Source organism: Pseudomonas brassicacearum, from assembly GCF_009601685.2.
Lineage (GTDB): Bacteria > Pseudomonadota > Gammaproteobacteria > Pseudomonadales > Pseudomonadaceae > Aquipseudomonas > Aquipseudomonas kilonensis_B.
Genome location: NZ_CP045701.2, coordinates 165,856 through 191,785 on the forward strand (window position 1 = coordinate 165,856; position 25,930 = coordinate 191,785).

The following is a 25,930-nucleotide window of genomic DNA, read 5'->3' on the forward strand; positions in this document are numbered from 1 at the left end:
AGGTAGAAGTCTGTGAAACAGAACTCCCTGAAAGGATGGTTCAAGAGCGGCGCCCCCGGCGTCTGGATCAGCGGTGGCGCGGTGTCCATCGCGGTCATCATGACCATTGGCCTGCTGGCGGTGATCGCCGTGCGCGGCCTGGGCCACTTCTGGCCGGCGGACCTGGTCCACGCCAGCTACGAGGTGCCGGGCATGCCTGCGCACCTGGTGGTCGGCGAAATCGTGCAGAAAGAAGAAGTGCCTCGCGAGCGCCTGAAAAGCGCCGGCCTGCCGGTGCCGGACGAAGGCCCGGAGTTCATGACTCGCGAGCTGATCAAGGTGGGTAACCGGGACCTGAACGGCACCGATTTCACCTGGATCGTCGGTGACTGGCTGACCAACCAGACCACGCCGCCGGAGCTGATGGCCATCGAGCGTCGTGAGTGGGGCAACTTCTACGGCTACCTGGTCAACGTCAAGCAGGACGGCAAGGTCATTGCCGAAGGCGAGGCGGCCTGGCCGGAGCTGCAAGCCCGCGTTCAGCGGGTCAACCAATTGGCCGCCGAGCTCAAGACCCTGGAAAAAAGCGACATCGGTGCAATCAACGCCGGCCTGGAGCGCATCCGCCTGCACGGTCGCAAACTGGAGCTCAATGGCAAGCTCGATGCCGCCGCTCAAGCGGACCTGGAAAGCGAACGTGCCGAACTCAATGCCCGTTACAAGGACATCGAAGCGCGCCTGTCCGACCTGCATGCACAATTCAACCGCGACAGCCTGACCGCCCGCGATGCCAACGGCAAGGAAGTGGAGATCGGCATCGGCAAGGTGGTACACGCCTATCAGCCGAACGGCATGGGCACGTTTGCCAAGCTCGGCTTCTATTTCAGCAAGGTCTGGGAATTCCTCAGCGACGACCCCCGTGAAGCCAACACCGAAGGTGGCATCTTCCCGGCGATTTTCGGCACTGTGATGATGACCCTGATCATGGCGATGATCGTCACGCCGTTCGGCGTGCTGGCGGCGGTCTATCTGCGTGAATACGCCCGCCAAGGCCCGATGACCCGCCTGATCCGTATCGCGGTGAACAACCTGGCCGGCGTTCCAGCCATCGTCTACGGTGTGTTCGGCCTGGGCTTCTTCGTCTACGTGCTGGGTGGTTCGGTCGACCGGTTGTTCTTCCCCGAAGCCTTGCCGGCGCCGACCTTCGGTACCCCGGGCCTGCTCTGGGCATCCCTGACCCTGGCGCTGCTGGCGGTGCCGGTGGTGATCGTAGCGACCGAGGAAGGCCTGGCGCGGATCCCGCGGACCGTGCGCGAAGGCTCCCTGGCCCTCGGCGCGACCAAGGCCGAGACCCTGTGGAAAATCGTTCTGCCCATGGCGAGCCCGGCGATGATGACCGGGATGATCCTCGCCGTGGCCCGTGCCGCTGGCGAAGTGGCGCCACTGATGCTGGTGGGCGTGGTGAAACTGGCCCCGTCGCTGCCGCTGGACGGCAACTACCCCTACCTGCACCTGGACCAGAAGATCATGCACTTGGGCTTTCACATCTATGACGTGGGCTTCCAGAGCCCGAACGTCGAAGCGGCACGACCGCTGGTGTACGCCACGGCGCTGTTGCTGGTGCTGGTGATCGCCACGCTCAACCTGTCGGCGGTGTGGATCCGTAATCACCTGCGCGAGAAGTACAAGGCACTGGATAGCTGATGGTCTGTGGGAGCGAGCTTGCTCGCGAAGCTTTGGCTGCCTTGATGGCCCCTTCGCGAGCAAGCTCGCTCCCACACTGATCGGCGTTCACCGGAATTTTATGGGGCCGCCACAAAGGCGTTCCGAACCGAATTTGTTAGCACAGGGAGCCTCCCATGCAACACGAAGCACATACACACGGCATCAACATGTCGGCCCTGGGCCGCGACAAGCAGAGCCTGGACCTGGCTCAGGAAACCGTCGCCATCGAAGTGCCCGGCCTGAGTCTGTTCTACGGCGAGAAGCAGGCGCTGTATGACGTCAGCCTGAACATCCCGAAACAGCGCGTCACCGCGTTTATCGGCCCGTCGGGCTGCGGCAAGTCGACCTTGCTGCGCACTTTCAACCGCATGAACGACCTGGTGGACGGATGCCGCGTCGAGGGGGAAATCAACCTCTACGGCAACAACATCTACCGCAAGGGCGAAGACGTGGCCGAGCTGCGTCGTCGCGTGGGCATGGTGTTCCAGAAGCCCAACCCGTTCCCGAAAACCATCTACGAAAACGTGGTCTACGGCTTGCGCATCCAGGGCATCAACAAGAAGCGCATCCTCGACGAAGCCGTGGAATGGGCCCTCAAGGGCGCGGCGTTGTGGGATGAGGTCAAGGACCGCCTGCATGAATCGGCCCTGGGCTTGTCCGGTGGTCAGCAGCAACGTCTGGTGATCGCTCGCACCATTGCCGTGGAACCGGAAGTGCTGCTGCTCGACGAGCCCTGCTCGGCCCTGGACCCGATCTCGACGCTGAAAGTCGAAGAGCTGATCTACGAGCTCAAGTCCAAGTTCACCATCGTCATCGTGACCCACAACATGCAACAGGCGGCGCGGGTTTCCGACTACACCGCGTTCATGTACATGGGCAAGCTGGTGGAATTCGGCGACACCGATACCCTGTTCACCAATCCGGCCAAGAAACAGACCGAAGACTACATCACTGGTCGTTACGGCTAGTCGAGGCTGCTGCATAGCCGCACTGCGCTATCAGGATCAACATTTAACTGCTTGAAGCTTGCAGCTTGAAGCTTGCAACTTTCGCGGAGCGAACAAAATGATTTCGAAGGAAGGCCTTACTCACCACATTTCCGCACAGTTCAACGCTGAGCTTGAGGAAGTGCGCAGTCACTTGCTGGCCATGGGCGGGCTGGTGGAAAAGCAGGTCAACGACGCGGTGACCGCGCTGATCGAGGCCGACTCCGGCCTGGCCCAGCAGGTGCGCGAAATCGATGACCAGATCAACCAGATGGAGCGCAACATCGACGAGGAGTGCCTGCGTATCCTGGCCCGTCGTCAGCCGGCGGCTTCCGACCTGCGGCTGATCATCAGCATCTCCAAGTCGGTGATCGATCTTGAGCGTATCGGCGACGAAGCCACCAAGATCGCTCGTCGTGCCATTCAGTTGTGCGAAGAAGGCGAGGCACCGCGCGGTTACGTCGAGGTTCGCCACATTGGCGACCAGGTGCGCAACATGGTTCGCGATGCGCTGGACGCCTTTGCCCGCTTCGACGCCGACCTGGCGTTGTCGGTGGCCCAGTACGACAAGATCATCGACCGCGAATACAAGACCGCCCTGCGCGAGCTGGCGACTTACATGATGGAAGACCCGCGCTCCATCTCTCGGGTGTTGAGCATCATCTGGGTGCTGCGTTCTCTGGAGCGTATCGGCGATCATGCACGCAACATCTCGGAACTTGTCATCTACCTGGTGCGCGGCACGGATGTGCGGCATTTGGGGCTCAAGCGGATGAAGCAAGAAGTTGAGGGCACCCCGTCCGAAACTGCTAATGTTCCGGGCGAAACTGACGATAAGTAAGATTGCCAAGAAAAGCGCCCGGCCTTCTGGTCGGGCTTTTTTTTGGATTTTTTTTAATCGAAAGCAGCACCCCGCGAACGAAAAGTCCCGGCGTGACTGAAGGTTTTTTGGCAATGTGCCATCAGTAAAAGCGGTATGCTTGCCGGGATTTTTTAGAGGTGTATCTGGATGAGTAAGGTCAGTGTGTTGGTCGTGGACGATGCTTCGTTCATTCGTGACCTGGTGAAGAAGTGCCTGCGCAACTACTTCCCGGGCGTGCGCATCGAAGACGCGGTGAACGGCAAGAAAGCCCAGGCCCTGCTGGCTCGCGAAGCGTTCGACCTGGTGTTGTGCGATTGGGAAATGCCGGAAATGTCCGGCCTGGAACTGCTGACCTGGTGCCGCCAGCAGGACAACCTCAAGGGCATGCCGTTCGTGATGGTCACCAGCCGCGGCGACAAGGAAAACGTGGTCCAGGCGATCCAGGCCGGCGTTTCCGGCTATGTCAGCAAGCCGTTCACCAACGAACAGCTACTGACCAAGGTCAAACAGGCCCTGCATAAGGTCGGCAAGCTCGATACGCTGATGAACAGTGCCCCGACCAAGATGAACTCGGCGTTCGGCAATGACTCCTTGAGCGCCCTGACAGGCGGCAAGGCTCCGGTCGCCGCTGTTGCTTCGGCCCCCGCTGCTGCCCCAGCTGCAGCCGCTCCGGCGCGTGGCCTGCTCAACAGCCCACCGGTCAAGGCGCCGGCCGCCGCCGCTCCGTCGACCAACCGCGGCCAAGGCCAGTTGCGCCTGTCCAGCGGCACCCAGCAATGCGTGATCAAGGCCCTGAGCCTCAAGGAAGCGCTGCTGGTGGTCAAACGCACCGACACCCTGCCGCAAGTGCTCGAAGGTGCAGTGCTGGACATGGAGCAAGGCGACAACGCCGAAACCGCTCGTCTGAACGGCTACCTGCACGCCATCGTCGCCCATGAACAGACGCCCGACAGCGAATGGCTGCAACTGACCTTCCGCTTCGTCGACAAAGACCCGCAGAAACTCGACTACATCTCCCGCCTGATCGCCCGCGGCACCGCGCAGAAGCACTTCGTACCTGGCGCCTGATTCGGCGGCGCTTTGAATACGCCATCGCGAGCAAGCTCGCTCCCACAGTGATTTGTTCACTGGCCACAGTTTTTGTGCCCTGCGCAAATCCCCCTGTGGGAGCGAGCTTGCTCGCGATGGGGCCATGAGCTTCAACACCGATCACTGATCCAATTTTGAAACATCCGTCGACTACTCTGGTCCATCCCAGCTGCTAGGCTGCTGTGCAGGCCTTCATTTTTCGACAGAACCTTTGCCCATGCTCGCACCCCTGCTGTTTGCCTGTGGTCTTGTCCTGGCCTCCACCTCGGCCGTGGCCATGACGATCTACAAATCCACCGATGCCAATGGCGTGGTGTCCTATAGCGATCGCCCCAGCAAGGGCGCCCAGGTGTTCGTGTTCCGCGATCGCATGGTCGAGCGCCTGGAGCGACAGGTGTTCCTCGATATCAAGAAGCACAAAGGCGCGGACGCGGTGTTCGTGCGCAACGATCTGTACGCGCCGGTGGAGATCGAGTTGAGTTTCGCCGGGCTGCGCAACGTCAGCGGGGCACCGAGCCGACCGATTCGTCGGGTGCTGCCGGCGCGCAGCAACCTGCGCCTGGCGCTGCTCACGGCCACGCGGCCCGGCAGGCCGCTGGTGTATACCCCAAGGTTCGAATACTCCCTGGGCGACCCTGCAGGCGCGGCACAGGCCTATCGGTACCCGTTGCCGTGGCGGGGCGGGCCGTTCCGGCTGAGCCAGGGTGCCAACGGCCAGTACAGCCATTACGGTCCGAAGAGCCGCTACGCCATGGACATCGCCATGCCCGTGGGCACGCCGATCATCGCGGCGCGGGGCGGCGTGGTCATCAAGACCGAAAACCAGCAGACCGGCCGTGGGGACGACCCTTCGGGCAACTTCGTGCGGGTGCTGCACGATGACGGGACCATGGGCGTCTATCTGCACTTGCAGAAAGGTTCGGTGAGCGTACGGGAAGGGCAGCGGATCGGGGTGGGCACGCCGTTGGCGTTGTCGGGCAATACCGGCAACAGCTCAGGCCCGCACCTGCATTTTGTGGTGCAGCGCAATACCGGCTTGGGGCTGGTGTCGATTCCCTACCAGTTCAATCAACCGGTGGGCGACTTGCCCAACTTTGCGCTGGGCAAGCAGTAGAACCTAGGCGTGATGAGGATGCTTTCGTGGTGGAGGGATTTATCTGTGGGAGCAAGGCATGCCCGCGATGAAAGCGACGCGGTCTTTCAGAAATCGCGTCGCCTGTATCGCGAGCAAGCTTTGCTCCCACAGCTTTGCCACCGGCTCGCCGGAACGGGTTGACACTCAATCGAGCATCAACACCTTCGCCAGGATGATCTTCGGCCCTTTCATCTTCTTGATGATGATCCGCAGGCCTTCGACTTCCAGCACTTCTTCCTCTTCCGGTACGCGCTTGAGGGTTTCATAGACCAACCCGGCCAGGGTTTCGGCTTCGATGTGGTCCAGGTCGATGCCCAGCAAGCGCTCGACCTTGAACAGCGGCGTATCACCCCGTACCAGCAGCTTGCCCGGCTGGTAGGCCAGGATGCCGCGTTCGGCCTTGCGGTGTTCGTCCTGGATATCGCCCACCAACACTTCCAGCACGTCTTCCATGGTCAGGTAGCCGATGATGTTGCCGTCGGCTTCCTCGACCAAGGCGAAGTGCGAACCGCCCTTGCGGAACTGTTCCAGCAATTGCGACAGCGGCATGTGCCGCGACACGCGCTCCAGCGGCCGAGTCAGTTCGGCCAGGTTGAACGACTCGGGGATGTGATCCAGGGCCGCCAGTTCCAGCAGCAGGTCCTTGATGTGCAGCAGGCCGACGAACTCCTGGCGCTCGCTGTCATACACCGGATAACGGCTGAACTTGTGGCGACGGAACATCGCCAGGATTTCCTTGAGCGGCGCGTTGAACTCCAGCGTCACCAGGTCTTCCCGGGAGTTGGCCCAGTCCACCACTTCCAGTTCGCCCATCTCCACGGCCGAGGCCAGCACGCGCATGCCTTGGTCGCTCGGGTCCTGGCCACGGCTGGAGTGCAGGATCAGCTTCAGTTCTTCGCGGCTGTAGTGGTGCTCGTGATGCGGGCCAGGCTCGCCTTGGCCGGCGATGCGCAAGATGGCGTTGGCACTGGCGTTGAGCAGGTAGATCGCCGGGTACATGGCCCAGTAGAACAGGTACAGCGGCACGGCGGTCCACAGCGACAGCAGCTCGGGCTTGCGGATCGCCCAGGATTTGGGCGCCAGTTCACCGACCACGATGTGCAGGTACGAAATGATGAAGAACGCGGTGAAGAACGACACGCCCTTGATCACTTCCGGCGACTGTACGCCGACCGCGCCCAGCAACGGCTCGAGGATGTGGGCGAACGCCGGCTCACCGACCCAGCCCAGGCCCAGGGAGGCCAGGGTGATACCCAGCTGGCACGCCGACAGGTAGGCGTCGAGCTGGCTATGGACGGTGCGCAGGATGTGCCCGCGCCAGCCGTTCTGCTCGGCAATGGCCTCGACCCGGGTCGAGCGCAGCTTGACCATGGCGAATTCGGCCGCAACGAAAAAACCGTTGAGCAAAACCAGGATCAGAGCAAAAAGAATCATGCCGAATTCGGCGAAGAGGGTAACGAGGGACAAGCCAGGGGAAGGGTCCATGATGGAGTTTTGCGGGTTCCGTATAGTCGTAGGAATTAAAAAATGAGCGCCTGAAAAGGCAGGCGCAAGTCAGTCAATGTAGCGGCTGACTGGGCGATTGCCTAGGGGGCGTGCTCAATCAGCGGGATGGGCCAGGCGTGTGCGAGTCACCTGGGCCGGGGCGAAATGGCAGGTAAAGGTGCTGCCATGGCCGGGTACGCTGCTGATTTCCATGCGGGCGCGATGGCGCAGCAGGACGTGTTTGACGATGGCCAGGCCCAGCCCGGTGCCCCCGGTATTGGAGTTGCGGCTGGAGTCGACACGGTAGAAACGTTCGGTCAGGCGCGGCAAATGCTTGCTGTCGATGCCGATCCCCGAATCCCGCACGCTCAGGTGCGCGCCTTGCTCATCGCCCCACCAGCGCACATGGATCCGGCCTTGCTCCGGGGTGTACTTGACCGCGTTGAACACCAGGTTGGAAAAGGCACTGCGCAGTTCCGCCTCGCTGCCTTTGAGCTGCACGGCAGGGTCGGCCTCCAGGGTGATGGTCTGCTGCTTGGAGCCGGACAGTTCCTGCGCATCTTCGACAATGGTTTGCAGCAGGTCGTCGATGGGCACTGGCTGGTTGTCCGACGGGTAATCGGTGGCTTCCAGCTTCGCCAGCAGCAACAAGTCGTTGAGTAGGGTCTGCATGCGCCCGCTTTGCTGGTGCATCTGCTGCAAGGCCCGGCTCCAGCGCGGGTTCACCTCCTCGACGTTGTCGAGCAGGGTTTCCAGGTAACCACAGATCACCGTCAACGGCGTGCGCAGTTCGTGGGAAACGTTGGCGATGAAGTCCTTGCGCATCTGTTCCAGCTGATGAATACGCGTGACGTCGCGCACCAGCATCAAGTGCTCATTGTTGCCATAGCGCGTGATGTACAGCTGGATGCGTAGCCGGTCATTGGTGGGCGAAGGGATCTCCAGCGGCTCGGCGTAATTGGCCTGCTCGAAATACTCCTTGAAGCGCGGATGACGCACCAGGTTGGTCACCGGCTGGCCGCTGTCCTGGGGCGTCTTGAGGCCCAGCAGGGTCTCGGCGGCGCGGTTCCACCACTCCAGGTTGCCGTCGCTGTCGAGCATGATCACCGCGTCTTTCAGCGCGGCGGTGGACTCCTGGACCCGGTCGATCACCGCCTGCAGGCGTCCGCGAACGCGCTGGTCGCGCCGTTGCAGGTGGTAGATGCTGTCGAACACCTCACCCCACAGGCCATAGCCGTCGGGCGGCGCTTCGTCGGGTTGGTGCAGGCGCAGCCATTCATGCAGGCGCAGCAATTGCTTGAGCGTCCAGGCCAGGTAAAGCCCCAGGCCCGCGGCCAGGCTCCAACCGTAGTAACCACTGATCAGGCCGATCAGCAAACAGCCGGTCACCAGCAACAACATGTGGCGAATCAGGGTGCCATGCCAGTTTTGGTTCACGTGACGCGCGTCCTTGTCAGCTTTGTCGGGCGGTAAGGGCTCGGATCAGGCCTTGGTCGAAAAACGATAACCGGTGCCGCGCACGGTTTGTACCAGATTTTCATAGGCGTCGCCGAGTGCCTTGCGCAGGCGCCGGATGTGCACGTCCACGGTGCGCTCTTCGACATAGACGTTGCCGCCCCAGACCTGGTCCAGCAGTTGGCCGCGGGTGTAGGCACGTTCCTGGTGAGTCATGAAAAATTGCAGCAGGCGGTATTCGGTCGGGCCCATCTCGGCGGGTTTGCCGTCGATGGTCACGCGGTGGCTGATCGGGTCGAGCAGCAGGCCACCGACTTCGATGGGGGCTTCGCCATCGGTCGGCCCGGCGCGTCGCAGCACGGCCTTCAGGCGCGCTACCAGCTCCCGCGGGGAAAACGGCTTGGTGATGTAGTCGTCGGCACCGACCTCCAGGCCCTGGATCTTGTTGTCCTCTTCGCCCTTGGCGGTGAGCATGATGATCGGAATATCGCCGGTCAGCTCGTCGCGCTTGAGGCGTCGCGCCAGTTCGATGCCAGACGTGCCGGGCAGCATCCAGTCCAGCAGAATCAGGTCGGGCTTGCGGTCGACGATGATGGCGTGGGCCTGTTGAGAGTTTTCTGCTTCCATGCAGTCATAGCCGGCCATCTCCAACGCAACAGCGATCATCTCGCGGATGGGCGCCTCGTCGTCGACGATCAGAATGCTCCTGCCAACCATGGGGTAATCCTCTTGTCATTTAACTGTCTTGCGCCGCATTAGATAACGGAATTATTGCAGTCGTGTGACACTTATTTCGGCACCCGGCAGTGTAGAGGATCCTGGACTAAGCTTTTCAGTCCGATTCCTGACAACTGCAAAAGAAGGTTTCCATGAAACAAATGACTGTTTCTTTCAAAGCCCTGCTGATGGCGGCTGCCCTGACGCTGCCTGGATTGGCGATGGCAGCCGATCCTGCGATGGAGAAGGACGGCATGTTCACCGACCATAAGGGCATGACGCTGTACACCTTCGCCAAGGACTCGGCCGGCAAGTCGATGTGCAATGACAAGTGTGCGGCCAATTGGCCACCGCTGATGGCTGAGGCGGGTGATAAATCCATGGGGGACTGGACCGTGATCAAGCGTGATGACGGCTCAATGCAGTGGGCCTATCAGGGCATGCCGCTGTACACCTTCGTGATGGACAAGAAGGCCGGAGACATGACTGGCGACGGTAAAATGGATGGCGCCTGGAAGGTTGCCAAGGCCAAGTAACGCGTCCCATTAAGACGCTTTTTTGTGGCGAGGGAGCTTGCTCCCGCTGGGCTGCGAAGCGGCCCAAAATCTTGCGGTCGCTGCGCAACCGAGCGGGAGCAAGCTCCCTCGCCACAAAGGCTTTCATGACCCAAGGTTCAGTGGGGGGCAGCGGATTCAGCGCAACGCGTAATCCAGCACGATCCCCACGAAAATCGCCAGCCCGGCCCAGTGGTTGTGCAGGAATGCCTGGAAGCAGCGCATCCGGTCCCGGTTACGGGTGTACCAGAACTCCCAGGCGAAGCATGCGGCAGCGGCCACCAGCCCCAGGTGGAACCAGCCGCCCAGCTGGAATTTCGACCCGGCCAACAGCAGGCAGCCCAAGGCCAGGCCTTGCAACGTCAGGATGATCACACGGTCGGCATCGCCAAACAGGATCGCCGTGGATTTCACGCCGATGCGCAGGTCATCGTCCCGGTCGGTCATCGCGTAATAGGTGTCGTAGCCCACCGTCCACAGCAGGTTGGCGATGTACAGCAGCCAGGCGGCGGCCGGCAGATGACCGGTTTCGGCGGTGAACGCCATTGGCATGCCCCAGGAGAACGCCGCGCCCAGGACCACTTGCGGGTAATAGGTATAGCGCTTCATGAACGGGTAGCTGAGTGCCAGCGCCAAACCCCCGAGGGAGAGCAGGATGGTCGGTGCGTTGGTGCACAGCACCAGCAGGAAACTCACGCTCATCAGCACGGCGAAGAACACCAGTGCCTCTTTCGAACTGATCTTGCCGCTCACCAGCGGGCGCTGCTCGGTGCGCTTGACGTGACCGTCGACCTTGCGGTCGGCCCAGTCATTGATCACACAACCGCCGGCGCGGGTCAGCACCACGCCGAGGACGAAAATCACCACGTTGGCGATGGACGGCGAGCCTTCCCCGGCAATCCACAACGCCCACAACGTCGGCCACAGCAGTAGGTAGATGCCGATGGGCTTGTCCATGCGGGTCAGTTGCACGAAGTCCCAGGCCCGTGGGTTCAGGCGATTCAAGGATTTGAGCAGTTGCACGTACATCAAAAACTCTCCGAATAGGCGCGGGCGACGGTCCACAGGCGCGGCAGGAAAATTTCCGCCACCAGCACGCTCAACGCACCGCGATCGAAGCGTGAACGGCGACCCCACAGCCCGCTGGCGCGCACTTCTTCCGGCAACCCGGCCTCGGGGTAATGGCAAACTTCGATGGCTCGGCGCTGGAACGCCTGGTCGCAAAACAGCAACTCCCCCAGGGAACGGCTGCCCAGTTCGTCCATCTGCAAGCCGTCACCCTGCAAGGCGCTGCGCGCCGCCACACTGCGGGCGAACACCCACGGCTGGTCATGGCCGCGCAGATACACCTCGCGTACCCAGCCCTCGCTGCCCTCGGCCAGGTCCAGGGCGGCGCATTCGTCGGCGCGCAATGGTTGCCAGCCTTCGAACAACGGCGTCACGCTGAAATGGCCGTCCGACAGGCGCGTGAGGCGCCGGGTCAGGGAGCCTTCGTCGAACAGCCAGTCGAGGACACCCGCATCGGGGCGAGGCGACAGCAGGGGCTGGGGCAGCCATTGGAGTGTAGGAAATATCGAATTTGTATGCGGCACAGAGGTCTTGAATGGCAGCAAATGAGGGCGCGAGCTTACCATGTCGGTCGGTGATTTTGACTGGCCTGGCCTGCCGTCCCGCCGATCATGCTTGCATCTGTGGCAACCGATCAGTACAAAACGGCCCTGAGCCGGAAAATACCGGCCAAGGCCTGACATCTTGAGGAAATATTGGAATGAAGAAGTGGCAATGTATCGTCTGCGGCCTGATCTACAACGAAGCTGACGGCTGGCCTGACGATGGCATCGCGCCCGGCACTCGCTGGGAGGACGTACCGGCAGACTGGCTGTGCCCGGACTGTGGCGTCGGCAAAATGGATTTCGAAATGATCGAAATCAACTGATCGTTTCATCAAATGGAGAGCAACATGAGCGCACCTGTCGTCATCGTCGGTACGGGCCTGGCCGGTTATAACCTGGCCCGGGAGTTTCGCAAGCTCGACAGCGAAACCCCGTTGCTGCTGATCACCGCGGACGACGGGCGCTCGTATTCCAAGCCGATGCTCTCCACAGGCTTTGGAAAAAACAAGGATGCCGACGGCCTGAGCATGGCCGAACCGGGGGCCATGGCCGAGCAACTCAAGGCCCAAGTACGCACCCACACCCGCATCAGCGGCATCGATCCGGGCCACAAGCGGCTGTGGATCGGCGAAGAGGCGGTGAGCTACCGTGACCTGATCCTGGCCTGGGGCGCCGAAACCGTGCGCGTGCCGGTGCAGGGCGATGCGGCGGAGCTGATTTTTCCGATCAACGACTTGGAAGACTACGCACGCTTCAGGGCCGCGGCCGCTGGCAAGCGTCGGGTGTTGTTGCTCGGCGCTGGCCTGATTGGTTGTGAGTTCGCTAACGACCTGAGCCTGGGTGGCTACGAAGTGCAACTGGTGGCGCCGTGCGAGCAAGTCATGCCGACGCTGCTGCACCCGGCCGCTGCCGCAGCGGTCCAGGCCGGGCTGGAAAGCCTCGGCGCGCGTTTCCACCTGGGCCCCGTGCTCAACCGTTTGCAGAAGGTCGCCGACGGGCTGGAGGCGCACCTGTCCGACGGCCAGGTGATTGCCTGTGACCTGGTAGTCTCGGCCATCGGCTTGCGCCCACGCATCGACCTGGCGGCCGCCGCCGGTCTGGTGGTCAACCGTGGCGTTGTGGTCGACCGTCAGTTGAAAACTTCCCACGCCAACATCTACGCCCTGGGTGACTGCGCCGAGGTCGACGGCTTGAACCTGCTGTATGTCATGCCGCTGATGAGCTGCGCCCGGGCCCTGGCCCAGACCCTGGCCGGCAACCCGACGGCCGTCAGCTACGGCGCCATGCCGATTACCGTAAAAACCCCGGTGTGCCCACTGGTGGTGTCGCCACCACCGCGAGGCAGCGAGGGTGTGTGGAGCGTCGAAGGGCAGGGTGCGGACATCAAGGCGTTATGCCGCGACGCTCAAGGCAACCTGCTGGGCTACGCGCTGACAGGCACGGCGGTGATGGAGAAACTGGCGCTGAACAAGGAACTTCCACCCTTGCTGGCGTAAATACTGGTCGTTCTGTCGCAAAAACCCTACTTTTGGTCCCACAAAGGTCGCCCGGACACTGGCGCCGTTTTCGGCACCGTGCCATCCTCACTCCCGTCTGCCGCAGAGTAGAGCCTGCGGCGCCTTAGGGGCCGTTCCAAAGAGAACGGCACGGACATAACAACAAAAAAACCGTCAAAGGGGCTTCATTCATGCGTAAACCAGAACTCGCCGCCGCTATCGCGGAAAAAGCAGACCTCACCAAAGAACAAGCCAACCGCGTCCTCAACGCCGTCCTCGAAGAAATCACCGGCGCCCTGCACCGCAAGGACAGCGTCACCTTGGTGGGCTTCGGCACTTTCCTGCAACGCCACCGCGGCGCCCGCACCGGCAAAAACCCACAGACCGGTGAGCCGGTGAAGATCAAGGCCAGCAACACCGTTGCCTTCAAACCAGGCAAGTTCTTGAAAGACAGCGTCAACCCATAATTGCTGCGAGTACCTCAACCAGGGGGAAGAAAGCGGCAATCAAAAGGGCATACCGATGAATCGGTATGCCCTTTTTTTGTGCTGGGTGTCCCGTTGTAGGAGCTGCCGAAGGCTGCGATCTTTTGATCTTTTGATCTTTCGCTTGAGACTCAAGCATCAGGGAAAAGATCGCAGCCTCGCTTCGCTCGGCAGCTCCTACACGCGATGACGTGCGCCTAATCCGCAGAGGTCTTCGGCGCTGCCAACGCCTTCAAGGCCGCCTTTCGCTCGTCGATCGGCAATTTGCCGAGCTTTTCCACCGCCGCATAAAACCCAATCCAATCGCCGCCCTTGTGCTTGAACAGCGCCGCAAACGCCGGCACCCACTGGTCATACAGCCCGAACGGCAGCAATCGCGCATTGTTCAGAGGGGCATAGACCCAGGCATCGTAGCGTTTGTCGCCTGCCCATTGAGTGTCGCGCAACTGCTCATAGTCGGTGCGCAGGCGTTCGAATTCCGCAGCTTTGCGTTGGCGCATCTGTTCAGCTGTCAGGGGTTGGGCATAGAGGGTTTCCAGGCGCTGGCGGGTGTCGAGAATCAATTGGATGAATTGGTCACGCTGGCGTACCCGTTTACCGTTATCCGGCGCCAGGCCTCGACTGGCGCGCCATTGCCGGCTGCCTTCCTGCTCGACGAAGGTGGCGAAGGACTCATTGAATTCTGTGTCGTCCTTTACATAAAAGCGCTGGTGCGCCAGTTCATGGAAAATCAGCGTCGCCAGGCGTTCGTCGCCCCAATGCATCATCGAACTCAGGATCGGATCGTTGAACCAGCCCAGTGTCGAATAGGCCTCTACACCACCGATCGACACGTCCATGCCCTGCAAACGCCGCAATGCGGCTTCGCCACGGGCTGCGCCCTGACTGTAGTAACCGCGATAAGCCACGCAACCGGCAATGGGGAAACAATGATTTTGCGGCGCCAGGGAAAACTCTGGCGTGGTGAAGACATTCCAGACTACGAACGGGCGGCCAATGTCGGCATACAGGCGATAGCTTTTGTTGTCCGGCAAATGCAGGTGATCACTGGCGAACGTCCGTGCCTCGCGCGCCTGGGTCAGGTGCGCTTTCAGTTGGGCATCGCGAGCAGGGTCGGCGATGACCTGGTCGACAGGCTCTCGGGCCTGCAACAACCGCAGTTGCCCACCGACGAGCTGGCTGTAATAAGCGGCGCTTGTGCAACCGTTCAGTAACAAAAGCAGGAGACTTGGAAACAAAATCTGGAAAACACGGTCGAGTAACCGATGGCTTGAACGCGGCCTGATCAATTGGAATCACCCTGGGAAGTCTGTCCACAAGACTATCTCGCTTGCCTGGAGCTTCGCTATGCGCGTGTTGATGCTGACGAGCGGCCTGTTGCTGCTGACCGGTTGCGCCGGTTTGCCTGACCCTGATCCATCCCAGGCGTGGATCGACCTGGGAAACCAGCAGGACACCGCGCTGCAAGCGCTAAAAGTCGATGACAAGACGTCTATCGACCGGCGCTATTTCGAAGTGCAACCCGGCAGCCATGAGCTGACGGTGCGTTATCAGTTTGCCGTCGAGCCCGGCAACATCGGCCCGGATGCCGAGCCGCTGTGGCGTGATTGCCGGTTGAATGTGAAGTTCAAGGATTTCAACGCGGGCCAACGTTACCAACTGCAGGCCGGCAGCATCGGTTTCCGGCCATGGGCCAAGCTTTACGATCAACAACGCAAAGTAGTGGGACAAGGTACGCCGGCGGGCTGCCAACACACTTGATTGGCGCTATGCTCAGTGCCTGATTTCCGGGAAATTCACCATGCGCTTACCTCTGCTGTTACTTGCCCTGGTCTCCATGGGCGGTTGTGCAACGAGCCCGCTGCCCCAGGTCGACCCGAACATGGCGTGGATCGATTTCGCTACCCCCATGCCGGGCGGCAAAATGTTGATGGCTGAAAGCCTCGATGGCCAGCGATTGCGGGACGGAAGGTTCTTTCAGGTTTCGCCGGGCAGTCACGAACTGAAAGTGCGCTTCGACTTCGAAGTGTTTAGCGGTGGTGGGTTGGGTATGCAAGCTGAACCGCGGGAGCGGTTGTGCTACATGCTCGTGCGTTATGACCATTTCGAGGCGGGCCAGCGTTATCGCCTGGAGGCTCGCAACCTGGCGTTCACACCCAGCGCCCGACTTTATAACGCCAAGCGTGAAATCGTGGCCGAAGAACGGCAGGTCAATTGCGTTCCGTAGGACTGCTTAGCTGTCGTTCTTCTGGTAGATGATCTTTTTGGTGCCGTTTTCGCAACTGCCCACGACCATATTTTCGTCGTGCACTTCATCATTGGTCACGATTTCCAATGTGTAGGAAGGCACGTTATTGGCCTGGATCTTCGCTTCGATTTCCGCTTTCAGCTCTTCGCAGGGTTTGGGGTCTGCAAGGGCTGATGCAGCGAATGCACAGCCGATGACCACCAGGGCTGATCGTTTCATGTTCGAATTCCTCATGGCAGCGCGCACTGCCTGTGCGCTGAAACTGCAGGCTTCATTCGATCATAATTGCGCCAGGGTAAACAGCTCGACCGTATTCAAGAAATCGCAGCCTTCAGCAGCGCCTGCAAAGGCTGCGACCCTTTCATGCGTCAGTTCACCAGCGTCGCATCCAGGGTGATCTGGGCGTTCAGCACCTTGGAAACCGGACACCCTTCCTTGGCCTTCTTGCTCAGTTCGTCGAATTGCGCCTGGCTGGCGCCGGGAATTTTCGCCTTGAGTACCAACTTGACTGCCGTGATCGCGAAACCGCCATCGACCTGGTCCAGGGTCACTTCAGCGTTGGTGTCGATGCTGTCGGCCTTGAGCCCGGCATCGCCGAGGATCATCGAAAAGGCCATGGAAAAACAGCCGGCATGGGCCGCGCCAATCAGTTCCTCCGGGTTGGTGCCCTTGCCGCCTTCGAAGCGCGCCTTGAAGCCATAGGGCGCTTCGCGCAACACACCGGTTTCCGTGGAAATGGAGCCGATACCAGTTTTCAGGTCACCTTCCCAATGAGCCGATGCTTTCTTGATGATAGCCATGTCTGCCTCCTGAAGATCCGGCGCGAGAGACGCGCCTGGGTGTTTTTTTAGCTGTCTGGGTTGTGAGGATAGACCGCCCGGAAAAGTTCACCTTGTCGATTAGCCGACGAATTTAGTAGGAAATTTCTTCGCAGCTATTGAAACTCGGGTATATGCCCACATTGCATGGAGCACACCTTTAGAAACGGCAGGCTTTTGCCCTTGGAAAAGCCCGGAACGCCGTTGGAGATCCCGGCCCATGAAACAGCTGTCCGAAGTGAAATTCTCAACCCTCGACCTGGTGCCTGTCCGCGCCGATGGCAATGCCGCCCAGTCCTTGCGCAACTCGCTGGACCTGGCGCAGCACGTGGAAAAATACGGTTACACCCGCTTCTGGGTGGCCGAGCACCACAACATGGACGGTATCGCCAGCTCCGCGACGGCGGTGCTGCTGGGGTATCTGGCGGGGGGAACTTCGACCATTCGTGTCGGCTCCGGCGGGGTCATGTTGCCCAATCACGCGCCGTTGATCATCGCCGAACAGTTCGGCACGCTGGAAAGCCTCTACCCGGGTCGGATCGACCTGGGGTTGGGGCGTGCGCCCGGTTCCGACCAGATGACCGCCCGGGCGCTGCGTCGTGAGCGCTCCGGCAGCGCGGACGATTTCCCTGAAGACGTGGCCGAACTGATGCGCTATTTGGGCCCGCGCACCCCGGACCAACGCATTATTGCCATGCCCGGCACCGGCACCAACGTGCCGGTGTGGTTGCTGGGGTCGAGCCTGTTCAGTGCACAACTGGCCGGTGAGCGCGGTTTGCCTTACGCGTTCGCCTCCCATTTCGCACCGCGCTACATGCACGAGGCAATTCGTATCTACCGCAACCACTTCAAGCCGTCGGCAGTGCTCGACAAGCCTTATGTGATGCTCGGTGTGCCGCTGGTGGCGGCAGACACGGATGAACAGGCCGATTACCTGGCGACGTCGGTGTATCAGCGGATCCTGGCGCTGATGCGCGGCCAGAGCCTGGTGCAGCGTCCACCGGTGGAAACCATGAACGGCCTCTGGTTACCCCACGAGAAAGAAGCGGTGGGTGATTTCCTTGGCCTGGCCATGGTCGGCGGCCCGCAGAAGATTCGCGCCAAGCTGGAGGTACTGATCGAGCAAACCCAGGCCGATGAGCTGATTTTTACCAGCGACCTGTATGAACACGCTGATCGCCTGCACTCGTATGAGTTGCTGGCGCAGGTCATGAAGGGCTGAGTTGCGGCAATAAAAAGCCGACGCTGTGCGTCGGCTTTGAACTGAACGCGCTATCAGCCGCGTTTGTAGACGATTTCCTTTGTACCGCCCTCACAGGTGCCTACGACTTTTCCGTCAGCCGCTGCGCCTTTATCGACGATTTCCAGCGAATACCCTGACACTCCCTTGGCGTCCAACTTCGCTGCGATTTCGCTTTTCAGCTCTTCGCAGGGCTTGCCGGCCGCAAACGCGCCACCGGCAAGGCTTAGCAAACCCAGGGCTACCATCAAATTTTTCATCGCTCGCACTCCTTGGTCGGATCAATAGGGCAGGGATCGAACAGACATGACGCGCTTGCCAGATAGCGCATCGCCATTCCCTATGGCACTCCGCCAGCGTGCAAGTTCACCGCCCCTCAGCTATTGGCAATCCGGAAGCCGACCTTGATGGTCACTTGGAAGTGCGCGGCCCGGCCATTTTCGATGTGACCACGGGTTTCCGTGACTTCGAACCACTCCAGGAGCTTGAGGCTTTTGCTGGCCTCGGCCAGGGCGTTGTTGATGGCGTCTTCTATGCTGGTGGGAGAGGAGCCGACCAGCTCGACTTTTTTGTAGGTGTGATGATCAGTCATGACGTTCTCCTTGGTTGTCTTTAACAGCCTAGCAGCGATTTTTCGCCTTACGTGTGGCGCCGTTTATGCCTTGAAGTTCAGATTTACTGCACTTTCAGAAGCGGTCGCAGTCCCAATTCACACACGCCACTCAACCACTGCAGGAGAGAGCCACCATGGCCAGCAATTCGTTACGCAAAGCCTCGTTGCAAAGCATGGAAGCGGAGATCGAGAGTCTGCTCAAGTCGTTGGAAAGCCTGAAGGACGACGCTTCGGACGAGTCGCGTAAGACCCTCAAGTCGCTCAAGGCCAATGCCGAGAACGCGCTGAAACATTCTCGCCATCTGCTCAGTGACGCGTATGAAGAGGTCAAGGTGAAAACCCGTGAAACCGGGATCGCCACCCGCGACTACGCGCAGGAACACCCATGGACCACGGCCGGTGTCGCGGTCGGTGCGCTTGGTTTGCTGGCTGCTTACTTGCTGTGCAAACGCGGTGACTGAGCCGGTTGGCTCAGCTCATGCTTGAGCCACTGGGCCAATTGTCGAGCGCGCCCGTCTGCGGCGCGCTTGGGTAGCCATAACGCCAGCCGCGCCGCCGTTTCATCGAACCCCCACGGCGCGACCAGGCGACCTGCGCGCACATCCTCGGCCACCAACGGCTCGGGTGCGATCGCCACGCCGAGCCCCGCTACGGCGGCCTCCAGCAAATAATACAGATGCTCGAATCCTTGCCCGAACTTCAATGCCCGAGGGTCAAGGTCGTTTTGCTGTGCCCAGGTCGGCCAGGCCTGTGGGCGGGACGTGGTATGCAGCAACGATTCATCCAGCAGCGCGCTGGCCGGTGCAGCCTGCAAGCGGGCGAATCCGGCGTAGTGCGGACTCATGACCGGGCCGATCTGCTCGCTCACCAGTTCATACACCTGCATGTCGGCCGGCCAGGGCGGCTCGGCGAATACCAGCAAGGCATCCAGTCCTGGTCGCCTGGGGTCCAGGTCACCCTCGCCAGCGGACAGGTGCAGGCGCAAATCCGGCAGGTCGGCATTGAGCCTGCCCAGGCGGGGAATAAACCAGCGCGCCAGCAGGCTTCCCGAGCAGCCCAGGACGAACGGGGCATCTGCCGTGCTTTGCGTCAGTTCTGCGCACACGCTGCGTAACCGCTCGAACGCGTCAGTGCTGGCATCGCGCAGACGCATGCCGGCATCTGTGAGTTTCAAGCCGCGTCCATCCTTGATGAACAGGCTGACACCCAAATGCTCTTCAAGCACCTTCAACTGTCGGCTCACGGCACCGTGGGTGACGTGCAGCTGTTCGGCCGCCTGGCTTACGCTGTTCAGGCGGGCGGTGGCCTCGAAGGCGCGCAAGGCATTGAGGGGGGGAAGGTCGTGGCTCATTTATCTGTGAGTTTTTCTGACAGGTTGTGGCGATCTTATCGGTTTTCAGCTGGGAATGTCAGGGGTAGAGTGAGCGTCATTGTCTTTCAATACATTTTTTGCCTGGAGCGCCCGATGACCCAGTCTACGACCCCTTTAAACCTGCGCAGCGGCCCCGATGCCAACGGCCTGTTCGGTGCGTTCGGCGGCCGCTATGTGGCCGAAACCCTGATGCCGCTGATCCTCGATCTGGCTCGCGAATACGAATTGGCGAAGGAAGATCCGGCATTCATTGAGGAATTGGCCTACTTCCAGCGTGACTATGTCGGTCGTCCGAGCCCGCTGTACTTCGCCGAGCGCCTGACCGAATACTGCGGCGGCGCCAAGATCTACCTCAAGCGTGAAGAGCTGAACCACACCGGCGCGCACAAGATCAATAACTGCATCGGCCAGATCCTGTTGGCGCGGCGCATGGGCAAGAAACGCATCATCGCCGAGACCGGCGCTGGCATGCACGGCGTGGCCACCGCCACCGTGGCCGCGCGTTTTGGCCTCGATTGCGTGATCTACATGGGCACTACCGACATTGAGCGGCAGCAGGCCAACGTGTTCCGCATGAAACTGCTGGGCGCCGAAGTTATCCCGGTGGTCGCGGGCACCGGTACCCTGAAAGATGCAATGAACGAGGCCCTGCGCGACTGGGTCACCAACGTCGACAGCACGTTCTACCTGATCGGCACTGTGGCTGGCCCGCATCCGTATCCGGCGATGGTGCGCGACTTCCAAGCCGTGATCGGCAAGGAAACCCGCGAGCAACTGCAAGCCCAGGAAGGTCGCCTGCCGGACAGCCTGGTGGCGTGCATCGGCGGCGGCTCCAACGCCATGGGCCTGTTCCACCCGTTCCTGGACGACAAGAGCGTCGAGATCATCGGCGTCGAAGCCGCCGGTTATGGCATCGAGACCGGTAAGCATGCGGCGAGCCTGAACGGCGGCGTCCCCGGTGTACTGCACGGCAACCGCACCTTCCTGTTGCAGGACGATGACGGTCAGATCATCGACGCCCATTCGATTTCGGCGGGTCTCGACTACCCCGGCATCGGTCCGGAACACGCCTGGTTGCACGATATTGGTCGCGTCCAGTACACCTCGGTGACCGACGCCGAAGCTCTGGAAGCCTTTCACAAATGCTGCCGCCTGGAAGGGATCATTCCTGCATTGGAAAGCGCCCATGCCCTGGCGGAAGTGTTCAAACGCGCACCCAACCTGCCGAAAGATCACCTGATGGTGGTCAACCTGTCCGGCCGTGGCGACAAAGACATGCAAACCGTGATGCACCACATGGAACAGTCCCAGCAGGAGAAACACTGATGAGCCGCCTGCAAACCCGTTTTGCCGAACTCAAGGAACAGAACCGCGCCGCCCTGGTGACTTTTGTCACGGCTGGCGACCCGGACTACGACACCTCCCTGGCAATCCTCAAGGGCCTGCCAGCGGCCGGTGCCGACGTGATCGAGTTGGGCATGCCGTTCACCGATCCGATGGCCGACGGCCCGGCGATCCAATTGGCGAATATTCGTGCCTTGGGCGCCCAGCAGAACCTGGCGAAAACCCTGCAGATGGTTCGTGAGTTCCGCAAGGACAACAGCGAGACACCGCTGGTGCTGATGGGGTACTTCAACCCGATCCACCGTTATGGCGTGCAGCGTTTCATCGGCGAGGCGCTGGAATCTGGTGTCGATGGCCTGATCGTTGTGGACATGCCGCCCGAGCACAACAGCGAACTGTGCGAACCGGCCCAGGCAGCCGGCCTGGATTTTATCCGCCTGACCACGCCAACCACAGACGACGTGCGTTTGCCGACGGTGCTCAACGGCAGTTCGGGCTTTGTGTACTACGTGTCGGTGGCGGGTGTGACCGGTGCCGGTGCCGCGACACTGGAGCACGTGGAAGAAGCCGTGGCACGCCTGCGTCGCCACACCGATTTGCCGATCAGCATTGGTTTCGGTATCCGTACGCCGGAGCAGGCGGCGGCCATCGCACGATTGGCTGATGGAGTGGTGGTTGGCTCGGCGCTGATCGACCATATCGCCAATGCCGATACATCGGAACAGGCGATTGATGGCGTGTTGAGCTTGTGTGCCGCCCTGGCTGATGGTGTGCGAAAGGCGCGTCTGGGCTGATGCCTGGTTCGGCTTTGTAGGAGCTGGCTAAGCCTGCGATTTTTTTATCTTTCGCTCCAGACTCAATTGGCAGTGAAAAGATCGCAGCCTCGCTTCGCTCGTCAGCTCCTACGGACCCAGCGGGATCAAGCTCCCTCGCCACAATGGTATCAAGGCAACTCCAACCCGCCCCCGGCCTTGTGCAGCTTGCGCAAATGCTCGCCGATCGCTTTCACATTGGCCTCGCTCGCAGCAATTTCAGCGGCGCGACTCGGCTCAAGCAATGCCCGGACTTCCTTGTCCAGGTCGCCAGTCAGCGTTTGAAGCTGTTTCTGACGCAAGCTGCTTTGCGATTCCAGGCGTTGCCACTCGCGCGGTTGCGGCAAGCCGTAACCGCTGCTGCCCAGCAGTTCGGCCGGGCGGCTCAGGAAACCGCTGTTGGCGAGGATCTGCTGCAGTGTCGCGTTGGCCCTTTCCATGCCGCCATTGTGCAATTCACGGGCACCGAGGTAGCGCTGTTTGACTTCATCCTGCGCCAACAGCAGTTGCCGACGATAACTGGCCTGTTCCAGCAGCAATAACGCTGCGCTGGTGCGCAGGTCGGCCTGTTCGAACCAGACGCGGCGTTCGGCGGCGTCCAGGGCCAGCCAGTCTTCCACCGTTTGTTGCTTGATCGGCAGATACTTCTTCAGCACATCGAACATCGCCTGGTACCGATCGCGGAATGAGTCGAAGCGGTAGCCCAGGCGCAAGGCTTCCTTGGGATCATCCAGCACGCTGGTGTCCGCCAGGCCGCGGCCTTTGAGTACTTCCAACAAGCCGTTAGGCATGATGCTGTCCAGGCCCTTGAGCTGCTCGTTATTGCTGCCGCTGCGCAGCAGCTTCAAGCTTTCAACGGCGCAGTTGTTGGACAGGAAGTAATAGTTGCCGTCATAGCTCCAATGCATTTCGGCGGCGTGCTCGACCGTCTCCTCGATCTCAGTGCGCGACAGGTTCAGCGGCACCGATGCCAGGCTGCGCAGCTCGGTCTTGGTGTATTCATCGATCACCTGGGCCAACGGCAATACGAACAGGCGCGACGGGTATTTGCCTACCAACCCATCCCAACTCGATAGCTGCACATCGCTCACGAAGGCGCGGTATGACAGTACCAGGTGTTGGTCCAGATCCAGGCGGCAGTCCGAGCCACGTGGGCGACCCGGTGCGCAGATCACCAGCCGGAGCATGCTGTGGCCCCAGCGGCTCACCCAGTTCTGATTGGCTTCGGCCAGCAGGTAATCAATGGAATAGACTCGCTCTGGATCGACCTTGCCCAGTGGCGTCTTGGCGAAGTCGTTGCCGGCGTTGAGGAACGCGAACGATTTGGCGCAGGTGTCCTTGGCGGCGGGCGCCCAGCCGAAGTGTTCCTGGTAGTAGCGATACAGGGCGGGGCGTCGGCAGGCGTAGCTCGGGTCGAGGAGAAAGTACTCCATATTGACCGCGACAAATTCCTTGGGGCTGCTCGTTTCGTAGATGTCCGGGCTGCGGGCGACCTGGCGGTTGTGCTGTTCCCGTTCACCGCGTCGGCCAACGTATTGCGGCCAGCCGGCCAGGTCCAGCAAGCGCGGATCATCGCTGAGGGTGAAACGGCGGTCGTTCTGGCCCCGGCATTCATCGGGAAGACCGATGAGCCCCGCGCTGCTGTTGCGTCGAGTGCAGCGCTGGATCAGCGTACGCTCGGCATCTGGCCATAGACGCGAGCGGTCATAAATGTGGGTCAGTTCGTGCAGGACCGTGGCGAGCATTTCCCGTCGTACGGTGCCGTGGGGGCGATGAGTCTTTTGCGTCGCGGCACTGCCGTCGACAAGGCCGTCGAGCAGGTTGCTATTGAGGTCCAGTTGCGACACCAGCGAGGCCTGGCCGTAGGCGTTGGCGGGCATCTGGTCGGTCCAGCCGACATCGATGCGTCGGTCCAGCCGCTCGATGAAGCGTGGCGGCAGCGCCTGCATGGCTTCATCGAGCAGCGCCTGGCTGGCCTGCTGTTGCGCCGGGCTCAGTCCCTCGGTGTTGAGGTGCAGTTGCAGGCCAGCCTGGGCCATGCTGCCCGTGAGCAGCAAGACCCCGGCCGCCAGCCAGGCGGCGAACCGCCTCACAATGCGAGGATGGCTTCGGCGAGAACCTGGTCACTGGCGTCGCGGGCTTCCGGCACGCGGGTGCGCAAGGTATCGAAGGCGGCCTCGAGATGAGCACCACGAATCTCCCCATTGCTGGCGACAAAACTGGCCGCATCGTCATGGGCTTCGCGGACGATTTTTGAATCACGGATGGAAGTGGTGGTGTCGGAAGTGAAATCAATCGTGCGCTGGGACGCGCGGACGATGATGTTACTGGTGGCTACCAGGGTGTGTGCCTGGGCCACATCGGCCAACACCAGCAGGCCTAGGGCGGCAGCAATCAGCGGGCTACGCATGGAACGACTCCGGAGAAATAAGGATAACTATTGGACGAGAATTGCTTGTGCCAGTTCAAGGTCGCTGACGTGAAGTTTTGGCTGGGTCCGGCGCAGGTAATCCAAGGCCGATTCCAGTTGTGCACCTCGCAACTGCCCGTCGCTGGCAACGAAGGCCGCAGCGTCATCGTGAGCGGCGACGATCAGTTTATGGTCGAAGGGCGCGGAGGTCACCATGCTCGTGGCATAGCCGCTGACCACCACTTGCTGGGTGGACACATCGAAGGCATGGGCCGGAACTGACCAGCAAAAAGCTACGAAGAAAGACGCTAAGAACAGATATGAGTAAGAACGCATGGGGCTCGACGATTGATGGCGAGCCTGAAGGCTAGCGCAAACCTGCGGGCCAGAGCCAGCGTTGAAACATCGGAACACCATTTGGCGCCCGATGTTTCATGTTGCATCAGATCACCAGGATGGCTTGGGCCAGCTGCGCATCGGTAGCGTTGAGCTGTGGTGCTTGCTGGCGGATGTAATCCAAAGCGCTTTCCAGCTTCACACCACGGATGGCGCCTTCGCTGGCCACGAAGCTGGCAGCGTCATCTCGGGCGGCTTGAACGATCTTGTTGTCCCGCAATGATGAAGTTGCATCGGAAGTCACGTCGGACGTGGCCTTGAGTGCGCCAACGATGGAGTCAGTGGTGACGATAAAGCTGCTGGCATTGGAGTGGGCGGCTACGGCCAGCAGGGCAACTGCGCTGAGCAGGCGAAGACGGTTCATGGTGAGACTCCTTGAATAATGAGGTGATGCCGGTGCTTGTAGCTGAAAGAGCAGACGCATGCTCGACTCGCTTCGCCACGTTTGCATCGATATTAGGACAGAACGCGTTGGGTGACAGCCCTTGCGAGAGCCATTGGCACGATGACGCTCACATTGGTGCTATGGCTCAAGATTAACTGTACTGGTCTGTTTTTATTTTTATGAAACTGTTGTATCTCTGCGGTCTTGCCAAAGTACGGTCCCGGAAACGACAAGACCCGTCGCGGTTTCCCGCGACGGGTCTTGTTTGTTCAATTCGGTGCTGGCGGTGGACCCGGTGGGTCAGGGCCAGCGACGCTGAGTTAGCGCCAGAACGGCTTGCTCAGCTCTTCGTAACGTTGTGCTTCGCTGATACCGGCGTCAGCCAGCAGGCGCGAATCCAGACGAGCCAGTTGGTGGCGGCTGGCGATGCGGCGCTGCCACAACATCAGGTTAGCGATAACGCGAAGAGGCAGGGAAGCCTGGTTTTTTTCAGCTTTGTCTTCGAAAAACAGCTCGGAACTGAGTGTACGTTCCATGGTTGACATCCTTCCGCTTGTGGCGGGATTAGGTAGTGGTTTAACTGGTGCCCATGATCCTCTCGTTTGGCCAGTCTCTCTAGATACAGTTCATCTGTATTGTGAGAGACCAGTTAACTGTTAAAGAGCGGTGTACTGGTCGATATTGAGGCAACTGTACTTGTCTGCACTGCAT

General features: G+C 60.7%; 31 protein-coding genes. 15 read left to right on the plus strand and 16 right to left on the minus strand.

Annotated features, from left to right (window positions below):
- Window positions 1-12 precede the first annotated feature (12 nt).
- The 5 genes from pstA (at window position 13) to GFU70_RS00775 (ending at window position 5,755) form a co-directional block, all read left to right on the plus strand.
- Window positions 13-1,683: a phosphate ABC transporter permease PstA gene (pstA, locus tag GFU70_RS00755; protein ID WP_058544182.1), complete on the plus strand. Its 1,671-nt coding sequence runs from the start codon at window positions 13-15 to the stop codon at window positions 1,681-1,683.
- 155 nt (window positions 1,684-1,838) lie between these two features.
- The gene (gene pstB, locus GFU70_RS00760) at window positions 1,839-2,672 is read left to right on the plus strand and encodes a phosphate ABC transporter ATP-binding protein PstB (protein ID WP_058544183.1); all 834 of its coding nucleotides are present in this window, start codon (window positions 1,839-1,841) and stop codon (window positions 2,670-2,672) included.
- Window positions 2,673-2,769: 97 nt separating this feature from the next.
- A complete protein-coding gene (gene phoU / locus GFU70_RS00765) occupies window positions 2,770-3,531 on the plus strand; it encodes a phosphate signaling complex protein PhoU (RefSeq protein WP_003196388.1) in 762 nt (253 codons plus the stop codon).
- Window positions 3,532-3,699: 168 nt separating this feature from the next.
- Window positions 3,700-4,620 carry a response regulator gene (locus GFU70_RS00770; RefSeq protein WP_058544184.1) on the plus strand — a complete coding sequence of 307 codons (921 nt, stop codon included), beginning with the start codon at window positions 3,700-3,702 and terminating at the stop codon, window positions 4,618-4,620.
- Between the two features lie 238 nt (window positions 4,621-4,858).
- Window positions 4,859-5,755, plus strand: a complete 897-nt coding sequence (locus GFU70_RS00775) for a peptidoglycan DD-metalloendopeptidase family protein (protein ID WP_058544185.1) — start codon at window positions 4,859-4,861, stop codon at window positions 5,753-5,755.
- 165 nt (window positions 5,756-5,920) lie between these two features.
- On the opposite strand, the gene GFU70_RS00780 is transcribed toward GFU70_RS00775, so the two are convergent.
- The 3 genes from GFU70_RS00780 to phoB form a co-directional block, all read right to left on the minus strand.
- Window positions 5,921-7,261 carry a hemolysin family protein gene (locus GFU70_RS00780; RefSeq protein WP_014335895.1) on the minus strand — a complete coding sequence of 447 codons (1,341 nt, stop codon included), beginning with the start codon at window positions 7,259-7,261 and terminating at the stop codon, window positions 5,921-5,923.
- Between the two features lie 114 nt (window positions 7,262-7,375).
- On the minus strand, window positions 7,376-8,662 hold the full coding sequence (gene phoR / locus GFU70_RS00785; protein WP_217501342.1) for a phosphate regulon sensor histidine kinase PhoR: 1,287 nt from the start codon (window positions 8,660-8,662) through the stop codon (window positions 7,376-7,378).
- Between the two features lie 81 nt (window positions 8,663-8,743).
- Window positions 8,744-9,433 (minus strand): phosphate regulon transcriptional regulator PhoB, encoded by a 690-nt coding sequence (phoB, locus tag GFU70_RS00790; protein WP_003177195.1) that lies wholly within the window; start codon window positions 9,431-9,433, stop codon window positions 8,744-8,746.
- Window positions 9,434-9,585: 152 nt separating this feature from the next.
- Here phoB and GFU70_RS00795 point away from each other — a divergent pair, with 152 nt between their 5' ends.
- Window positions 9,586-9,969 carry a hypothetical protein gene (locus GFU70_RS00795; RefSeq protein WP_153387465.1) on the plus strand — a complete coding sequence of 128 codons (384 nt, stop codon included), beginning with the start codon at window positions 9,586-9,588 and terminating at the stop codon, window positions 9,967-9,969.
- 156 nt (window positions 9,970-10,125) lie between these two features.
- Here the strand turns inward: GFU70_RS00795 and ubiA are convergent, their stop codons facing one another.
- Together ubiA and GFU70_RS00805 are read right to left on the minus strand one after the other, a co-directional pair.
- Window positions 10,126-11,016, minus strand: coding sequence for a 4-hydroxybenzoate octaprenyltransferase (gene ubiA / locus GFU70_RS00800; protein WP_058544942.1), 891 nt, complete (start codon window positions 11,014-11,016; stop codon window positions 10,126-10,128).
- On the minus strand, window positions 11,016-11,579 hold the full coding sequence (locus GFU70_RS00805; RefSeq protein ID WP_058544943.1) for a chorismate--pyruvate lyase family protein: 564 nt from the start codon (window positions 11,577-11,579) through the stop codon (window positions 11,016-11,018). Before GFU70_RS00805 ends, ubiA begins: the two co-directional genes overlap by 1 nt.
- A 176-nt stretch (window positions 11,580-11,755) precedes the next feature.
- On the opposite strand from GFU70_RS00805, the gene GFU70_RS00810 reads away from it, so the two are divergent.
- The 3 genes from GFU70_RS00810 to GFU70_RS00820 all read left to right on the plus strand — a co-directional run bounded on the left by GFU70_RS00810 (window position 11,756) and on the right by GFU70_RS00820 (window position 13,563).
- The gene (locus tag GFU70_RS00810; RefSeq protein ID WP_003177199.1) at window positions 11,756-11,923 is read left to right on the plus strand and encodes a rubredoxin; all 168 of its coding nucleotides are present in this window, start codon (window positions 11,756-11,758) and stop codon (window positions 11,921-11,923) included.
- A 24-nt stretch (window positions 11,924-11,947) separates the two neighbouring features.
- On the plus strand, window positions 11,948-13,096 hold the full coding sequence (locus GFU70_RS00815; RefSeq protein ID WP_058544941.1) for an NAD(P)/FAD-dependent oxidoreductase: 1,149 nt from the start codon (window positions 11,948-11,950) through the stop codon (window positions 13,094-13,096).
- Window positions 13,097-13,287: 191 nt separating this feature from the next.
- Window positions 13,288-13,563, plus strand: coding sequence for an HU family DNA-binding protein (locus tag GFU70_RS00820; RefSeq protein ID WP_003177201.1), 276 nt, complete (start codon window positions 13,288-13,290; stop codon window positions 13,561-13,563).
- A gap of 215 nt (window positions 13,564-13,778) precedes the next feature.
- Here GFU70_RS00820 and GFU70_RS00825 read toward each other — a convergent pair whose 3' ends face one another.
- A complete protein-coding gene (locus GFU70_RS00825; protein ID WP_058544940.1) occupies window positions 13,779-14,870 on the minus strand; it encodes an aminopeptidase in 1,092 nt (363 codons plus the stop codon).
- Between the two features lie 58 nt (window positions 14,871-14,928).
- On the opposite strand from GFU70_RS00825, the gene GFU70_RS00830 reads away from it, so the two are divergent.
- Together GFU70_RS00830 and GFU70_RS00835 are read left to right on the plus strand one after the other, a co-directional pair.
- Window positions 14,929-15,342 carry a hypothetical protein gene (locus GFU70_RS00830; protein ID WP_058544939.1) on the plus strand — a complete coding sequence of 138 codons (414 nt, stop codon included), beginning with the start codon at window positions 14,929-14,931 and terminating at the stop codon, window positions 15,340-15,342.
- Between the two features lie 40 nt (window positions 15,343-15,382).
- Window positions 15,383-15,808 (plus strand): hypothetical protein, encoded by a 426-nt coding sequence (locus GFU70_RS00835; RefSeq protein ID WP_058544938.1) that lies wholly within the window; start codon window positions 15,383-15,385, stop codon window positions 15,806-15,808.
- A 6-nt stretch (window positions 15,809-15,814) separates the two neighbouring features.
- Here GFU70_RS00835 and GFU70_RS00840 read toward each other — a convergent pair whose 3' ends face one another.
- Both GFU70_RS00840 and GFU70_RS00845 read right to left on the minus strand, forming a co-directional pair.
- Entirely contained in the window at window positions 15,815-16,048 is a 234-nt protein-coding gene (locus GFU70_RS00840; protein ID WP_058544937.1) for a DUF1161 domain-containing protein, read from the minus strand.
- A 149-nt stretch (window positions 16,049-16,197) separates the two neighbouring features.
- Window positions 16,198-16,629: an OsmC family protein gene (locus GFU70_RS00845; protein ID WP_003196419.1), complete on the minus strand. Its 432-nt coding sequence runs from the start codon at window positions 16,627-16,629 to the stop codon at window positions 16,198-16,200.
- 238 nt (window positions 16,630-16,867) lie between these two features.
- On the opposite strand from GFU70_RS00845, the gene GFU70_RS00850 reads away from it, so the two are divergent.
- Window positions 16,868-17,869, plus strand: a complete 1,002-nt coding sequence (locus tag GFU70_RS00850; protein WP_058544936.1) for an LLM class flavin-dependent oxidoreductase — start codon at window positions 16,868-16,870, stop codon at window positions 17,867-17,869.
- 53 nt (window positions 17,870-17,922) lie between these two features.
- On the opposite strand, the gene GFU70_RS00855 is transcribed toward GFU70_RS00850, so the two are convergent.
- Together GFU70_RS00855 and GFU70_RS00860 are read right to left on the minus strand one after the other, a co-directional pair.
- Window positions 17,923-18,147: a DUF1161 domain-containing protein gene (locus tag GFU70_RS00855; RefSeq protein WP_058544935.1), complete on the minus strand. Its 225-nt coding sequence runs from the start codon at window positions 18,145-18,147 to the stop codon at window positions 17,923-17,925.
- A 116-nt stretch (window positions 18,148-18,263) separates the two neighbouring features.
- Window positions 18,264-18,479: a dodecin gene (locus GFU70_RS00860; protein ID WP_058544934.1), complete on the minus strand. Its 216-nt coding sequence runs from the start codon at window positions 18,477-18,479 to the stop codon at window positions 18,264-18,266.
- Window positions 18,480-18,634: 155 nt separating this feature from the next.
- On the opposite strand from GFU70_RS00860, the gene GFU70_RS00865 reads away from it, so the two are divergent.
- On the plus strand, window positions 18,635-18,961 hold the full coding sequence (locus GFU70_RS00865; RefSeq protein WP_003196426.1) for a DUF883 family protein: 327 nt from the start codon (window positions 18,635-18,637) through the stop codon (window positions 18,959-18,961).
- Here the strand turns inward: GFU70_RS00865 and GFU70_RS00870 are convergent.
- Window positions 18,934-19,851: a LysR family transcriptional regulator gene (locus GFU70_RS00870; protein WP_058544933.1), complete on the minus strand. Its 918-nt coding sequence runs from the start codon at window positions 19,849-19,851 to the stop codon at window positions 18,934-18,936. The genes GFU70_RS00865 and GFU70_RS00870 overlap by 28 nt on opposite strands.
- 114 nt (window positions 19,852-19,965) lie before the next feature.
- Here GFU70_RS00870 and trpB point away from each other — a divergent pair, with 114 nt between their 5' ends.
- Window positions 19,966-21,198, plus strand: coding sequence for a tryptophan synthase subunit beta (gene trpB, locus GFU70_RS00875; RefSeq protein WP_058544932.1), 1,233 nt, complete (start codon window positions 19,966-19,968; stop codon window positions 21,196-21,198).
- On the plus strand, window positions 21,198-22,010 hold the full coding sequence (trpA, locus tag GFU70_RS00880) for a tryptophan synthase subunit alpha (RefSeq protein WP_058544931.1): 813 nt from the start codon (window positions 21,198-21,200) through the stop codon (window positions 22,008-22,010). The genes trpB and trpA overlap by 1 nt, the downstream gene beginning before the upstream one ends.
- Before the next feature lie 149 nt (window positions 22,011-22,159).
- Here trpA and GFU70_RS00885 read toward each other — a convergent pair whose 3' ends face one another.
- The 5 genes from GFU70_RS00885 to GFU70_RS00905 form a co-directional block, all read right to left on the minus strand.
- Entirely contained in the window at window positions 22,160-24,121 is a 1,962-nt protein-coding gene (locus tag GFU70_RS00885) for a DUF4105 domain-containing protein (protein ID WP_153387466.1), read from the minus strand.
- Window positions 24,118-24,438 carry a DUF2388 domain-containing protein gene (locus GFU70_RS00890; protein ID WP_003187020.1) on the minus strand — a complete coding sequence of 107 codons (321 nt, stop codon included), beginning with the start codon at window positions 24,436-24,438 and terminating at the stop codon, window positions 24,118-24,120. Before GFU70_RS00890 ends, GFU70_RS00885 begins: the two co-directional genes overlap by 4 nt.
- 27 nt (window positions 24,439-24,465) lie before the next feature.
- A complete protein-coding gene (locus GFU70_RS00895) occupies window positions 24,466-24,774 on the minus strand; it encodes a DUF2388 domain-containing protein (protein WP_116643474.1) in 309 nt (102 codons plus the stop codon).
- Window positions 24,775-24,880: 106 nt separating this feature from the next.
- The gene (locus tag GFU70_RS00900; protein ID WP_058544928.1) at window positions 24,881-25,198 is read right to left on the minus strand and encodes a DUF2388 domain-containing protein; all 318 of its coding nucleotides are present in this window, start codon (window positions 25,196-25,198) and stop codon (window positions 24,881-24,883) included.
- 341 nt (window positions 25,199-25,539) lie between these two features.
- Window positions 25,540-25,755 carry a DUF1127 domain-containing protein gene (locus GFU70_RS00905; RefSeq protein WP_003187014.1) on the minus strand — a complete coding sequence of 72 codons (216 nt, stop codon included), beginning with the start codon at window positions 25,753-25,755 and terminating at the stop codon, window positions 25,540-25,542.
- Window positions 25,756-25,930: the final 175 nt, after the last annotated feature.